The organism is Streptomyces sp. NPDC005551 (genome assembly GCF_042871785.1).
Lineage (GTDB): Bacteria > Actinomycetota > Actinomycetes > Streptomycetales > Streptomycetaceae > Streptomyces.
Genome location: NZ_JBIAJE010000007.1, coordinates 556229 through 570642, shown reverse-complemented (window position 1 = coordinate 570642; position 14414 = coordinate 556229). Strand labels below are relative to the sequence as shown.

The 14414-nt window shown below is 72.6% G+C and carries 8 protein-coding genes; 3 read left to right on the top strand and 5 right to left on the bottom strand.

All coding sequences use genetic code 11. The features are described from left to right. The first annotated feature begins 1351 nt into the window (after nt 1–1351). From ACFYP4_RS23095 to ACFYP4_RS23085, 3 genes are all read left to right on the top strand, one after another. The gene (locus tag ACFYP4_RS23095; RefSeq protein WP_388787597.1) at nt 1352–1762 is read left to right on the top strand and encodes a hypothetical protein; all 411 of its coding nucleotides are present in this window, start codon (nt 1352–1354) and stop codon (nt 1760–1762) included. 280 nt (nt 1763–2042) lie between these two features. Then, nucleotides 2043–3548, top strand: coding sequence for an FAD-dependent monooxygenase (locus ACFYP4_RS23090; protein ID WP_358853453.1), 1506 nt, complete (start codon nt 2043–2045; stop codon nt 3546–3548). An 85-nt stretch (nt 3549–3633) separates the two neighbouring features. Continuing rightward, nucleotides 3634–4395: a thioesterase II family protein gene (locus tag ACFYP4_RS23085; RefSeq protein WP_388787594.1), complete on the top strand. Its 762-nt coding sequence runs from the start codon at nt 3634–3636 to the stop codon at nt 4393–4395. Between the two features lie 193 nt (nt 4396–4588). Here ACFYP4_RS23085 and ACFYP4_RS23080 read toward each other — a convergent pair whose 3' ends face one another. From ACFYP4_RS23080 to ACFYP4_RS23060, 5 genes are all read right to left on the bottom strand, one after another. After that, nucleotides 4589–5473 (bottom strand): 3-hydroxybutyryl-CoA dehydrogenase, encoded by an 885-nt coding sequence (locus ACFYP4_RS23080; RefSeq protein WP_358853455.1) that lies wholly within the window; start codon nt 5471–5473, stop codon nt 4589–4591. Next, nucleotides 5470–6459 (bottom strand): ketoacyl-ACP synthase III, encoded by a 990-nt coding sequence (locus ACFYP4_RS23075; protein WP_358853456.1) that lies wholly within the window; start codon nt 6457–6459, stop codon nt 5470–5472. The genes ACFYP4_RS23080 and ACFYP4_RS23075 overlap by 4 nt, the downstream gene beginning before the upstream one ends. 1 nt (nt 6460) lies before the next feature. Beyond that, nucleotides 6461–7819, bottom strand: a complete 1359-nt coding sequence (gene ccrA, locus ACFYP4_RS23070) for a crotonyl-CoA carboxylase/reductase (protein ID WP_388787590.1) — start codon at nt 7817–7819, stop codon at nt 6461–6463. A gap of 40 nt (nt 7820–7859) precedes the next feature. Further along, nucleotides 7860–11156 (bottom strand): AMP-binding protein, encoded by a 3297-nt coding sequence (locus tag ACFYP4_RS23065; protein ID WP_388787587.1) that lies wholly within the window; start codon nt 11154–11156, stop codon nt 7860–7862. 136 nt (nt 11157–11292) lie between these two features. Next, complete coding sequence (locus tag ACFYP4_RS23060) at nt 11293–14412, bottom strand: acyltransferase domain-containing protein (RefSeq protein WP_388787584.1); 3120 nt, start codon at nt 14410–14412, stop codon at nt 11293–11295. Between the last annotated feature and the right edge of the window lie 2 nt (nt 14413–14414).

The window sequence follows — 14414 nt, the reverse complement described above, 5'->3', positions numbered from 1 at the left end:
TCCAGGTGCCGTGCGATGGCCAGCTTGTCCGCGACCGTGAGGTTGATGCCCTCACGCTGCGCGCCGTCGCGCAGCGTCGTGTCGAAGACGTGGAAGGAATCGTCGAGTTCGCCGGTGGGTTCCCCGGTGCGTTCGCTCGGTCTGCTGCTCATGCTGATCCGGCTCCTGTAGGGGATCTCGCTCTGCCGGTACGACTGGCACCACCCTTCATCTATGCGCCCGGGCGCTCGTTTCCCGGTCGAGGACGGGCCGCGCGGGTAGCCGGGGGCAGGCCGCGGCAGGCGGTCGGGCGGCGTCCCGTGCAGCGGGGCGGGGCGCGATCGCGTGCGCGCGAGGCCGCGTGCCTAGCCGCTCACCCCGGTGCGGTCAACTGCCGCGACGTGCTTGTCCGTCGGCGCTCCTCCGTTGTTCGAGTGCACCTCGTTCGGTGTCTTCCAGGGTGACGTGCGACACCGGTGGTCCCGCCCCCGCCTCCGCCGCCCTGGGCCGTAACCGTCTGGAGAGCCATGTCCCCTCGCCCGTACGCCCCGAAGTCCGTCGCCGAGGGGTATGCCGACAGGAGTGCCGGCCGCGGTGGCACCGTCCTCGACGTGCCCGTGGGTGGGGGCCCGGCCCTTTACGGCGCGGCCGGGACGCCGGGCACCGCCGCCCGGCCGTACCCCGGGGACCGGGCCGCCGCCCGCTCCTGCGCGCCGATCACCCAGCTCGTGCGGCGCCGTTCCCGCCGCCGGCTGCACCTTCTGCGCCGGGGGCTTCGGCGGGGCTTGTCGCGCCTGCCGGCGGGAGAGGGGTGACGCGCCCGGATCCGCGCCCGGCCGGTACGCCGTGCGCACCGCGGGGATGACCGCCGCGCAGATCCGGGCTGTCCGCGGTCGCGGCGGGCGCCGTCCGACCGCTGTGCCGCAGTGCGGGACGGGCGCCGGGGCGGCCTGGTGAGCGCGGCTCCACCGCCGCGCGAGCGGGTCCCGAGCGCGGGGCGCGACTGTCGGTTCGTGAGCTCCGATGCGGTCGGTCATGAACCCTCGCGGAGCGCGGAAGACGCCCGCTGGTGCCCTCACCATCCCCCGAGGGCGCCGGCGGGCCTCCTGCGTGCGCGGTGCCGGACCGGCCGGTGTGCGCCCCGGGTGGCCGCTGCGCCAACCGGACACCAGGAGATGCATCCATCTTGGCGCCAGTGGGAGCCAGCCCGTGAACTGCGGTTTTGTGGGTTGTCACCTGCCTTGTGCGGCATCACTAACACGCATTGGCACCACATTCGGCTTCACAGTGGCGCCACTTGTGTGCCATGATGGGGCCACGAAATCGGAGCGGCGCCGGACACGGCGGCGTACGACCTAGAAGGAGCCCCCCCATGTCGGTCACCCTCAACGACCAGGACAAGACCACCCTGCGGACCGCCGCGTACGGTGCCGTCTCCCTGATGGCCGCCGCGGCCGGCGCGGACTCCCCCCACAAGGCCGCCACCCAGGGCAGCATCGCCCTGACCTCCGCCACCGGCCTGGTCGGCCACGTCCTGTCGGAGAAGAAGTCCTCGGTGGGCAACCTCGGCGGCAAGTCCACCGCCGAACTCGCCGACCGCGTCCTGCCCGCCCTGACCGCCGCCGTACAGCTGCTGAAGAAGCAGGCACCCGAAGAAGCCGACAACTTCCGCGCCACCGTCCTGGTCGCCGTCGACGCCTCCACCCAGGCCCACAAGAACCAGCCCTCCCCCGCCCAGACCGCCATGACCCACAAGATCACCCAAGCCCTCGACGCCGCCTGACCCACCACCAGCCGACACAGCCCCGGGTCACCGAACGGGCCGGGTACCCCGCCCGATGCCCTGTTGCCCCGACCCCGCCGGAGAGTTCCTCCGGCGGGGCCGGGGGCGTGTCCCGCCGCCTGGGGTCCTGTCCCGCCGGCGGGACAGGGCAAGGGTGCCTCCGCCGGGCCCCTCCGGCATCGAGGTGTCTTGAACTGCCGGTCCACGTGCGTGAACGTGGAGGTGATCTGACGACGCGGCAGGCGCGGCAACCGAGGGGGACGACGTGGGACACGCCGGCATGGACACGGATGTGGTGATCGCGGGCGCCGGGCCCACGGGCCTGATGCTCGCCTGCGAACTGCGGCTGGCGGGCGCCGACGTGGTGGTGGTCGAGCGGCTCGCGCAGCGCTCGGGCGAGTCACGGGCCGGCGGGATCCACTCCCGCACCCTGGAGGTGCTGGACCAGCGCGGAATCCTGGACCGCTTCCTGGCGGAAGGCACCCCGCAGCCGGTGGGCCACTTCTCCGGCCTGTATCTCGACTTCGACGAGTCCGAGTCCCGGCACCCCTACCCGCTGATGATCCTTCAGTCCGCCATCGAGCGGCTCCTGGAGGAATGGGCCACCGGGCTCGGCGTGCGGGTGCGCAGGTCGTGCGAGGTGAGCGGGATCCACCAGGACGAGACCGGCGTGACGGCCGAGCTGACCACACCGCGGGAGGCGCCCGCGACGCTGCGCGGCCGCTACCTCGTGGGCTGCGACGGCGGGCGCAGCACGGTACGCAAGCTGGCGGGCATCGACTTCCCCGGCACCGAGGCGACGATGACCGCGCTGATCGGCGACGTCGAACTGCCCGACCTGCCCGAGGACTACGTCTGGGTACGGCGTACGCCGGGCGGCGACTACTCGGCGATCGCCTTCGAGCCGGGCTGGTTCCGGGTGATCACCTCCGAGTTCGACCGCGTCGCGGGCCGCGACGAGCCGGTGACGTTCGAGCAGCTGCGGGAGTCGCTGGTCAGGGTCGCGGGCACCGACTTCGGGATGCGCAGCCCCCGGTGGGTCTCCCGGTTCAGCGACGCGGCGCGGCAGGCCGCCCGGTACCGGCAGGGGCGGGTGCTGCTCGCGGGCGACGCGGCGCACATCCACTTCCCGGCCGGCGGGCAGGGGCTGAACATGGGGGTGCAGGACGCGGTCAACCTCGGCTGGAAGCTCGCCTCGGTGGTGCGCGGCCAGGCGCCGGAGGACCTGCTGGACACCTACCACGAGGAGCGCCACCCCGTCGGGGAGCGCGTGCTGCACAACACCCGGGCGCAGTCGGCGCTGGTGCGCCCCGGCCCCCAGACGGACGCGCTGCGTGAGGTGTTCAGCTCGCTGATGGTCTTCGACGACGTCAACCAGTACCTGCGCCACCTGCTGACGGCGCTGGACATCCGCTACCCGGCCGACGGCGATCACCCGCTGGTGGGCCGCCGGGTCCCGGACGCCGATCTCAAGGCGTCGTCCGGCGGCGCCGACCGGGTCTACGAGCTGCTGCACGCCGCCCGCCCCGTCCTGCTGGACCTGCGGGGCAGCGCCGAGGTGGCGGCGGCCGTCAAGGGCTGGGCCGACCGCGTCGACCTGGTCGAGGCGCGCAGCGAGGACGAGCACTGGCCCGTCCCGGCCGTGGGCGAGCTGCCCGCTCCCGACGCGCTGCTCATCCGGCCCGACGGCCATGTCGCCTGGGCGGCCGCCGGCGGCGGCGCGCCCGACACCTCCGCGCTGCGGACCGCTCTCGCCACCTGGTTCGGGCCGGCCCTGCGGGGGTGAGACACCGCACACGAGACGAACGGGCCCACCGGTGCAGGTCATGCGGCAGCCGGTGCTCCGCCCCAGACGAAGGGACACATCGACAGTGAACAGCACGTGGTTCCGACGCTTCACCACGGCCGCGGGAGACGGGCCGCGGCTCGTGTGCTTCCCGCACGCCGGGGGCTCCGCGACGGCGTTCAAGGATCTGGCGCACGCGCTGCCCGCGCATTTCGACGTGGTGTCCGTGCAGTATCCGGGACGCCAGGACCGCTACCGCGAGGAGCCGTTCACGGCCCTGGCGCCGCTCGTCGAGGCGGTGGCGCGGGAGCTGGCGCGCGAGCTGGCCGCGGACCGCGGGCGGCCCTACGCCCTGTTCGGCCACAGCATGGGCTCGCTCGTCGCGTTCGAGACGGCCCGTCTCCTCGCCCGGCAGCAACTGCCGGGCCCGCAGCGGCTGTTCGTGTCGGGCCGGGGTGCGCCGGACGCCCACGGCCACATCCCCTACCACCTCTACGACGACGCCGACGTACTGGCCGACGTGCGCAGGCTGGGCGGCACCGACCAGTCCATGCTGGAGGACCCCGACGTCCTGGAGCTGGTGCTGCCGGCGCTGCGGGCCGACTACGGGGCCCTTGGCACGTACAGCTGGCGGCCGGGTGAGCCGCTCGCCGCTCCGGTGACCGCGCTGATCGGGGACAGCGACCCGATGGTGACGGCTCAGGAGGCCAGGACCTGGGAGAGGCACACCACCGGCGGCTTCGGTCTGAAGGTGTTTCCCGGGGGCCACTTCTACCTCTTCGACCAGCTCGGGCAGGTCGCCGCGGCCCTCACCGAGGGGCTGCTCACCGAGGCCGCCGCCGCCTGACCGGCCGACAGCCTGCCGCGGCAGGCGGGTGCCGGGCGGTGAGCGGGACGAAGACCTCCGGTGCGGGAAGGACCGACGCCTTCACCGCACCGGAGGTCTTCTTGCGCCCCGGTCCCCGCCCCGGGGCCGGGGCCGGGTAGCTGCTGGGTCGGGGCGGCGGCGGCCGGTTGTGCTCCGCGGCGCTGCCCGGGGCTCAGGTGTAGGGGTAGAAGCCGCGGCCGGACTTCTTGCCCAGCAGGCCGCTCTCGACCATGCGCAGCAGCAGCGGCGGCGGGGCGTACAGCGGTTCCTTGAACTCCTCGTACATGGCCTGGGCGATGGCCACGGTGGTGTCCAGGCCGATGAGGTCGGCCAGGCGCAGCGGGCCCATCGGATGGGCGCAGCCTGCGGTCATGCCCTGGTCGAGGGTCTCGGCGCTGGCCAGGCCCGACTCGACCATGCGGACGGCGGACAGCAGGTAGGGGAAGAGCAGTGCGTTGACGAGGAAGCCGGCCCGGTCGGGTGAGGCGATCGGTTTCTTGCCCAGGACGTCGCGGGTGAAGGCCAGCGCGCGGGTGGCGACCGTCTCGTCCGTCAGTACCGAGGCGACGATCTCGACGAGCGGCAGCACCGGGACCGGGTTGAAGAAGTGCAGGCCCAGGACGTGGCCCGGGCGGCGGGTCGCGGCGGCGAGGCGGGCGACGGGGATGGAGGAGGTGTTGGTCGCCAGGATCGCGTCCGGGTCCTCGACGATCTTGTCGAGGGTGGCGAACAGGTCCAGCTTGAGCTGCTCGTCCTCCTTGACCGCCTCGATCACCAGGTGGCGGTCCGCGAGGTCGGCGAGGTCGCGGGTGAAGGTCACCCGCTCCCGTGCCGCGTCGCGTTCGGGCGCGGTGAGTCTGCCCTTGGTCACGGCCCGGTCGAGGGAGGCGGTCAGCCGCTGCGGTGCCGTCATGAGGGATGCCTCGGAGAACACCGCGACCTTCACGTTCAGTCCGGCTCTGGCGCACAGTTCGGCGATGCCGGTGCCCATGATGCCGCTGCCGGCGACACCGACCCGGTCGATGCCGGCAGCGGCGCTGTGTGTGGACGTGGTCATGTGTGGGCCCCCCAGGTCAGTAGTGATGCTCCGATGGACATGCCGCCGCCGAACCCGGCGAGCAGCACCAGCTCCCCCGGTGCCAGCGCGCCGGTGCGGTGGGCCTCGTCGAGTGCGACCGGCACCGAGGCGCTGCCGACGTTGCCGTACCTGATCAGGGTGCGGTGGGTGTGTGCGGCCTGCAGGCCCGCGCGTTCGACGACCTCGCCGAGCATCACGCCGTTGGCCTGGTGCGGGACGAAGTGGTCGACCGCTCCGATGTCCACGCCGGCCCGGCGGGCCAGTTGGAGGAGCGCGGGCGGTACGTGTTCGGCGACGAAGTCGCGTACCCCGCGGCCGTCCATCCTGAAGTAGTGGCCGCCTTCGGCGACGGTGGTCGCCGACGCGGGCGTGCGGCTGCCGCCGGCCTCGACCCGGATCAGGTGGTGGGCGTCGCCGCGGCTGGACAGGTCGCAGGCGATGATCCCGTAGGGCTGTGGCACCGCGCCGACGACGGCCGCACCGGCTCCGTCGGCGAACAGGATCGCCGTCCTGCGGTCGGTGAAGTCCAGGATGCGCGAGTACACGTCCGCGCCGATCACCAGGACCCGGGCGTCGGGGTTCACGCTCACCAGGCTGTGGGCCAGTGACAGGGCGTAGACGAAGCCGCTGCACACGACGTTGACGTCGAAGCAGGCCGCGCCGTAGGCGCCCAGGCCGTGCTGCACCAGGTAGGAGGTGGGGGGCTGGGGGAAGTCGCCGGTGGAGGTCGAGACGATGATGTAGTCGATCTGCTGCGCGGTCAGTCCGGCCTGCTCCAGCGCCCGTTCGGCGGCCTTGACCGCCAGGTCGGACGTCGCCTCGTGCGGGGCGGCGTAGCGGCGGGAGCGGATCTGGGTCTTGCGTTCGATCCATTCCGCGGTGACGCCGACGCGTTCGGCGATCTCCTCGTTGCCCACCTCGTGCTTGGGCAGGTAGGAGCCGGTGGACAGTATGCCGATCCCCATGTCAGGACACCTCTGCGACGGCGGGCGCGGCGGGTGCGCGCAGTGGGTTCAGGCGCGCGGGCCCGATCTTCTTTCGCAGTGCGGGGTCGGTGACGCCGAGTCCTTCCTCGGGGGCGAGGCAGAGCACGCCGACCTTTCCGGTGTGCCGGTTCAGCTGGACCAGCCGTGCGGCCTCGCCGACGTCCTTGAGCGTGAACACCTCGGACAGGACGGGGGAAAGGTGCCCGAGGCGGACGAGGCGGTTGCACTCCGCCTGCTCCTGGAGGTTGGCGGCGTGGCTGCCGATGATGCGCTTGAGGTTCATCCACAGGTAGCGGTTGTCGAAGTGGTGGTCGTAGCCGGTGCTCGATCCGCAGGTGACGACCGTTCCGCCCTTGCGCACGACGAACACCGAGATCCCGAACGTGGCCCGCCCGACGTGGTCGAACACGACGTGCGGGTCCTCGCCGACGTGGCGCCGGATCTCCCGGCCGAGCCGTTTGCCGAGTTCGATGGTCCGCTCCGGGGTGGGCGCGCTGTCCCCGCCCATGCCGATGTCGTTGCGGTCGATCACCACGTCGCAGCCGAGGCGGCGCAGCGCCTTCGCCTTGCGTTCGGAGCTGACCACGCCGACGGCGATCCCGCCGGCGTTCTTCACCATCTGCACCGCGAAGGCGCCGAGGCCGCCGGTGGCACCCCAGATGAGGACGATGTCGCCCTGTTTGATCCGTGCGCCGTTGGCGCCGACCAGCATCCGGTACGACGTCGTGGCGGTCAGCAGGACCCCCGCCGACTCCTCCCACGTGAGGTGGGCGGGTTTGGGCAGCAGCTGGCTCGCGCGCACCACCGCGTAGTGGGCGAGGCCGCCGAAGTTGGTCTCGTAACCCCAGATCCGCTGGCCCGTGCCGAGCATCGCGTCGGCGTGGGTCGCCGGTTCCTGCTCGTCGACCTGGACGCAGCTGGCGACCACGTGGTCGCCGGTCTTCCAGTGCCGCACTCCCGCCCCGGTGCGTACGACGATGCCGGCCGCGTCCGAGCCCAGCACGTGATGCGGCTGGTCGTGGCGGGCCGCGTAGCCGCCCTGGCGGGCCTGGCGCTTGAGGAACTCGAAGGTGGGCACCGGCGCGAACGTCGCCGACCAGACGGTGTTGTAGTTGATGGAGCTCGCCATGACGGCGACGACCACCTCGTCCGGCGCGATGTCCGGCATCGGGACCCGGCCGACGTGCAGCGACTTGCGGACGTCCTTGTCCTGCACGCCGTCGAACATGCCGACGTCGCGGGCCAGCAGGTGGGCGGCCTCGTAGGAGGGGGGGAGTTCGTGTCGCGCGATCTCCTGCGGGCCGGCCCCGGACAGCAGGGCTTCTGTCAAAGAATCCATGATTCCCTTTCTCCGTCGCCAGAGGGCGGCCGGGCGGTGCTCACAGGACGGCGCCTTCCTTCGTGCGCCGACGCAGGCTCGGCCTGCTGGACTGGCCGAGGTCCTTCCACATGTCCGACAGGCCGATGACGGTGCGTGCGGCGAACAGCCGGCGGATGGACACCTCCTGCTTCAGCTCCGCCCGGATCAGGCCGACCAGCCGGATCGCCCGCAGCGAGTTGCCGCCGAGGTCGAAGAAGTCCTCGTCGATGCCCACCCGGTCCAGCTCGAGCACGTCGGCGAACGCCGCGGCCAGCACCCGCTCGGTGTCGTTGCGCGGTGCCCGGTAGGTGCCCTCGTCGGACGCGGGTTCGGGAAGTGCCGCCCGGTCCACTCTTCCGTCGGCCGTCACCGGCAGGCGGTCCAGCACCGTGAACACCGACGGCACCAGCGACTCCGGCAGCCAGCCCGCGGCGAAGCGGCGCAGCTCGTCGGCCGAGACTCCGCTCCCGCCGGCCGGGACGACGTAGGCGGCCAGGCGCTGCTGCCCGGTGCCGTCCTTGCGGACGGCGACGACGGCGTGCGCGAGGGCGGTGTGCTCGCACAGCACCTCTTCGACCTCGGGCAGCTCGACGCGGACGCCGCGGACGTCGGCCTGTTCACCGGCCCGGGCCACGTACTCCAGGCGGCCGCCGGTGCCCCAGCGCACCAGGTCCCCGGTCCGGTGCATGCGCTCTCCGGGCGGGCCGAACGGGCAGGGCACGAAGTGCTCCGCGGTCGGTGCGGGCCGCCCGGGGTATCCGCGGGCCACGCCGGGGCCGGCCACGTACAGCTCTCCGGTCACGCCGACGGGGACCGGTGCAAGGCCCGGGCCGAGGACGTACAGGGCGGTGTGGTCCATGGGCCGGCCGGCCGTGCCGGCGTGGCGTACCGGTTCGCCGGCGGCCAGGCGGTGGCAGGCGGCGAACACGGTCGATTCCGTCAGGCCGTGGCCGTGGACGATCGTCAGTTCGGGGCAGGCCTTCTGGACGCGGCGCAGCGCGGCCGCCGGGACGCGGTCGCCGCCGGTCCACACCTCGCGCAGGCCGGCCAGCAGTTCGGGGCGCTGGGCGGCGATCGCGGAGAACCGGGCCGCGGGCAGCCACAGCGTGGTGATGTCGTGGGCGGCGCGTGCCTCGATCAGGGTGTCGGTGTCGAGGGTGCCGGGGGGAGCCAGGACCACCCGGCCGCCGTTGAGCAGGGGCACCCACAGTTCGAGGGCGAGTGCGTCGCAGGTGTGCGGTGTGTGCCACAGCACGGTGGCCTGGCCGGCTGTGTGCCAGTGGTGGTCCAGGACGAACCGTTCCATGTTGCGGTGCGTCAGCGCGACGGTGTCGTCGCCGGTGCCGGTCCGGGAGGCGGGCAGCACCGCGAGCAGGCTGTCCTGGTGTGCCGGGCGCACGGCGGGCGGCGCGGTGGCGTCGTCGCTGGTGCTGCTCCAGGCGAGGTCGTCGGCCGTGAGCACCGGGACGTCCAGGCAGGAGAGCTGTCCGGCGTTCGCGGTGTCGGTGAGCAGGGCGCGTGCCGAGGTCCGGCCGATGTGTGTCTGGAGGTGCTCCGCGGGGGCCGCCGGGTCGAGCGGCAGGTAGGCGCCGCCCGCCTTGACCACGCCCAGCAGGGCGACGGCCAGGTCCGCCGAGCGGGGCATCGCCACCGCGACGACCGTCTCGGGTCCCACGTGCCCGTGCAGTGCCCGGGCCAGGCGGCTGGAGCGTTCGTCCAGTTCCCGGTAGGTGAGCGTGGTGTCCCCGGACACCAGTGCGGGGGCGTCGGGGTGCTGTGCGGCCTGGCGGGCGAACAGCTCGGGCACCGTCGTTCCCGGGGCGGGGGTGTCCGTGCCGGGGGGTGCGCTCAGCACCTGTTCGCGCTCGGTGCCGCTCACCACGTCCAGCGCGCCGACCGGCTGCTCGCCGGCGGCCACCGCGGCGCGGATGAAGGCGATCAGTTCCTCGCCCATGTGGCGCAGTTCCGCGCGGTGGTACAGGCGTGCCGGGGCGTCGAGGCGGATGAAGAGGTCGCTGTCGGGGCTGCCGTCGGTGTAGACGCCGATCGACAGTTCCTCGAAGGTCCCGGTCGTCGCGCCGCGGTAGCGGGCCGGGCTGTCGCCGAAGTGCAGCTGCTCGACGAACTCGACGACGTTCACGACGGCGCCGTAGCTGCCGCGGCCGCTCAGGACGGTTCCGCTCGCGCGCTGGATGTCGGAGTAGTGGCAGGCGGTGTGGCCGGAGATCTCGTACGTCTCCTCGACGAGGGCGTCGGCGGTCTCGGCGAAGGTGGCGTGCAGGTCGACGGCCACCCGTACGGGCACCACGTTGACGGCCAGGCCGGGCGTGCGGCTCGCCACGCCGACCCGGTTGCCCACGGCCAGTGAGATGAGGAACTCCGGGCGGTCGCAGCGGTGGCGCAGGAACACGCCGGCGGCCGCGGTCAGCATCTGCGACGTCCACAGGCCCATGGCTTGGGCGGCCTTGGCCCACGCGTCGGCCTCGGCGCGGGGTACGGACAGGGTCCGGCTGACCATGCCGATGGTCTCGGCGACCTCCGACCAGCGGTCGGCGCTGCTCAACGGTTCGGACAGGGCCGAGCGCTGCGCGTCGGACAGGGCGACGCGCGGAACCTGTGCGGGTGGGGGCGCGTCCGTCAGGTACTCGCGCCAGAACTGTGTGTCCTCGGTGAACTTCGGGGAGTCGAGGTACTCCGTCGCCTCGGTCGCGAACGAGGCGGTGTCCCACGGGTGCGGCAGCTGCGGTACCGCCTCGCCGCGCGCCAGCGCCGTGTACACCTCGGCGAGGCGCTTGGAGAGCAGGCCGCCCGCGCCGAACCCGTCGGAGATGAGGTGGTGGTAGGCGATCACCAGGAGCGAGCGGGTTTCGGCGAGTTTGACCACGCCGAGCCGGAACAGCAGGTCCCGTGCCAGGTCGAAGGGTTGGCGCACCAGGTCGGCCATGGCCTCGCGCGCGGCCTGTTCGGGGTCGGCCTCACCGCTCAGGTCGAGGGAGAAGGGCCGCCAGTCCCCCAGGTCCCGGGGGATGAGGCGCAGTCCGGCGCCGTCGTCGGTGAAGTTGACGCGCAGCACCTCCGCCTCGGCCATCACGTGCAGGAACGCGGCCTCGATGACCGCCGCGTCCAGTTCACCGTCCACATCCCACATGGTCAGCGCATGGTTCGGCGTGTCGGGAGCCATTTCCTGCGCTCGCCACATGCCTTTATGCGCAGACGACGCACCGAACGAACGCACACAGATCAACCCCTCGGCAAAACTCGGTAGAACTCGACAAGGAAGGTCCGGACTCCGGAGGAATTCACAGCTCGCCCCCATCGTCAGGGGGGTGACTCAGCCGTTCAAGACAACTCGGTTCCCGGCGGGACACGCCGCCGTCGCGCTTGCGGTGTCCCGCCGGCGGGACACTTGGTGCGGGGTGAACCGCGTGCCGGGCACGGTGGGTTCACCACGTTCAGCGGGTGTCGCCGGTGGCCATCAGGGACACGATGTGCCCGGCGATCAGGCGTGGTGAGGGGTGCCGCAGCACCACGTTCGGCTTCAGTTTGCGTCCGGTGGAGGCGGTGAGGCGTTTGCTCAGCTCCGACGACAGCATCGAGTCGAATCCGAGTTTCATGAATTCGTCGTCCGGTCCTACGGTCTCGTTCGAGGAATGCCCGAGGACGACGGCGACCCTTTCCAGGACGTGGTCCAGGACCAGTGCCTGCGCGTCGTCCGGGGGAAGGGCGCAGATCTGCTCCGACAGCGAAAGGCGGCTCTCCTCGCCGGGGGCCGGCTGGGACGGGGGCATGTGTGCCGGGCCGGTTGCGGTGGGCGAGGAGTTGAGCCAGTACCGCTGCCGGGCGAACGCGTAGGTCGGCAGATCCACCCGCCGGCGTGTGGTGAACAGGGTGCCGAAGTCCACGGGTCCGCCGCGGGTGTGGAGTGCGGCCAGCGAACCGAGCACGGCCTCCACCTCGCCCCGGCCGCGCCGCGAGGACGACAGGACCAGCGCGTCGTCCACGTCCTCGACGATCTCCTGCACCGGGACGGTCAGCACGGGGTGCGGGCTCATCTCGACGAACACCCCGAAGCCGTCCTCGGCCAGCCGGCGCACGGACGACTCGAAGCGGACCTTCTCGCGCAGGTTGTTGTACCAGTAGTCGGCGTTCAGCTCCGCGGTGTCGGTGATCTCGCCGTACAGGGTCGAGTAGAAGGGCAGCTTCGACGAGGTGGGGCTCAGGCCGGACAGTGAGGCGAGCACGTCGTCGCGGACCCGGGTCACGTGGTGGGAGTGGGAGGCGTAGTCGACGGATATCCGCCGGGCCTGGGCGCCGTCGGCCTTCATCTTCTCGACGAACTCGTCGAGGGCGTCCGGTTCCCCGGACACCACCACCGAGCGGGGTCCGTTGACGACGGCGACGCTCACCCGGCCGTTCCACGGAGCCAGCCGCTCCTGCACCACCTGCTCGGACTCCGCGACCGACGCCATCCCGCCGTGCCCGATCAGGCCGACCAGGGCCTTGCTGCGCAGTGCCACGACGCGGGTGGCGTCCCGCAGGGACAGCGCACCGCACACGTGGGCGGCGGCTATCTCGCCCTGGCTGTGGCCCACCACCGCGGCCGGCTCCACACCGAAGGACCGCCACAGGGCGGCCATGGACACCATCACCGAGAACAGTGCCGGCTGCACCACGTCCACCCGGTCCAGGGTGGGTGCGCCCGGCACGCCGCGCACCACGTCGAGCAGCGACCAGTCGACCCACTCGGCCAGGGCGGCCGAGCACGCCTGAAGGCTCCGCGCGAAGACGGGGAAGGCGTCGTACAGTTCGCGGCCCATGCCGACCCACTGGGAGCCCTGGCCCGGGAAGACGAAGGCGACGCCTTTGAGGTCCCGGGCAGTGCCGCGGATTACCGTGGCCGATTCCCTGCCCTGGCTCAACGACGCCAGTGCGGCCGCCAGTTCGTCCCGGTCGCGGCCCAGGACCACCGCGCGGTGCTGGAACCGGCTGCGGCTGGAGACCAGCGACCAGCCGGCGTCGGCGAGGTCCAGGTCCGCGTCGGCGGCCAGGAGATCCCGCAGCTTGCCCGCCTGCTGTTCCAGGGCTCTGGCGCTCTTGGCCGACACCACCCACGGCACCAGCCCGCCGACGACACCCGCGCCCGCGGTGTCCTGGCGCTGTTCCTGCGGCGGGGCCTCTTCCAGGATCACGTGCGCGTTGGTGCCGCTGACCCCGAAGGAGGACACGCCGGCCCGCCGCGGGTCGGCGCCCCGCTTCCACTCACGTCCCTGCGCCAGGACCTCGACCGCGCCCGAGGACCAGTCCACGTGATGCGAGGGCTTGCCCACGTGCAGGGTCTTGGGCAGGTGTCCGTGGCGCATGGCCAGCACGGTCTTGATGACGCCGCCGACTCCGGCGGCGGCCTGGGCGTGGCCCATGTTCGACTTCAGCGATCCCAGCCACAGCGGGCTGCCGCTGTCCCGGTCCTGCCCGTAGGTGGCCAGCAGCGCGGCTGCCTCGATGGGGTCGCCCAGTACCGTTCCGGTGCCGTGGGCCTCGACCAGGTCCACCTCGCGGGCCGTGACGCCCGCGTTCGCCAGCGCCTTGCGGATGACCTTCTCCTGGGCGCGGCCGTTGGGGGCGGTGAGCCCGTTGGAGGCCCCGTCCTGGTTGACCGCGGACCCGCGGACGACGGCCAGGACCGGGTGGCCGTTGCGCCGTGCGTCGGACAGCCGCTCCAGGAGCAGCACCCCCGCCCCCTCGGCCCAGCCGGTCCCGTCGGCTCCGTCCGCGAAGGCCTTGCACCGGCCGTCGGGCGACAGCGCGCCCTGCCGGGAGAACTCCACGAACATCGCGGGCGTCGCCATCACCAGCGCCCCGCCCGCCAGGGCGAGCGAGCACTCCCCCGAGCGCAGCGACTGCACCGCCATGTGCAGGGCCACCAGCGACGACGAGCAGGCGGTGTCCACCGACACCGCCGGTCCGGTCAGGCCCAGTTCGTACGCCACCCGCCCGGAGGCGACGCTCAGCGCGCTGCCGTACAGCAGGTAGCCCTCCAGGTCCTGCCGGCCGCCTTCGAGGAAGCGCCATCCGTACTCGGAGGAGCTCACCCCGGAGAAGACGCCGACCTCTTCGCCGCGCACGTCGGCGGGGACGATGCCGGCCCGCTCGAAGACCTCCCACGACGTCTCCAGCAGCAGGCGGTGGTGCGGGTCGACCGCCAGTGCCTCACGCGGGCTGATGCCGAAGAACTCCGCGTCGAAGCCGGCCACGTCGGCCAGGAACCCTCCCTGGCGCGTGTAGGCGCTGCCCGCGGCATCCGGGTCGGGGTCGTACACGTCCCGCCATCCGCGGTCCTGCGGGAAGTCACCGACGACGTCGCGGCCCTCGCGGACCACGTCCCACAGTTCCTCGGGGGTCGAGACGCCTCCCGGGTAGCGGCAGGCCATGGCCACCACGGCGACCGGCTCGCCGCGGCCGGCTTTCAGGGCGTCGTTCTCCTGGCGGAGGCGGTCGCGTTCCTCCAGCAGGGTGCGCAGCGCCCGCTGGACCCGGTCCGCGCCGTCCGCCGCATGTTCCGCGGAGTTGGTCATGT

What these genes read in the sequence shown, in the direction of transcription:
- ACFYP4_RS23060 (WP_388787584.1), bottom strand. Translation starts at nt 14,412, where the DNA reads ATGACCAACTCCGCGGAACATGCGGCGGACGGCGCGGACCGGGTCCAG.
- ACFYP4_RS23075 (WP_358853456.1), bottom strand. Translation starts at nt 6,459, where the DNA reads ATGGGGATCGGCATACTGTCCACCGGCTCCTACCTGCCCAAGCACGAG.
- ccrA (WP_388787590.1), bottom strand. Translation starts at nt 7,819, where the DNA reads ATGGATTCTTTGACAGAAGCCCTGCTGTCCGGGGCCGGCCCGCAGGAG.
- ACFYP4_RS23090 (WP_358853453.1), top strand. Translation starts at nt 2,043, where the DNA reads ATGGACACGGATGTGGTGATCGCGGGCGCCGGGCCCACGGGCCTGATG.
- ACFYP4_RS23095 (WP_388787597.1), top strand. Translation starts at nt 1,352, where the DNA reads ATGTCGGTCACCCTCAACGACCAGGACAAGACCACCCTGCGGACCGCC.
- ACFYP4_RS23065 (WP_388787587.1), bottom strand. Translation starts at nt 11,156, where the DNA reads ATGGGGGCGAGCTGTGAATTCCTCCGGAGTCCGGACCTTCCTTGTCGA.
- ACFYP4_RS23080 (WP_358853455.1), bottom strand. Translation starts at nt 5,473, where the DNA reads ATGACCACGTCCACACACAGCGCCGCTGCCGGCATCGACCGGGTCGGT.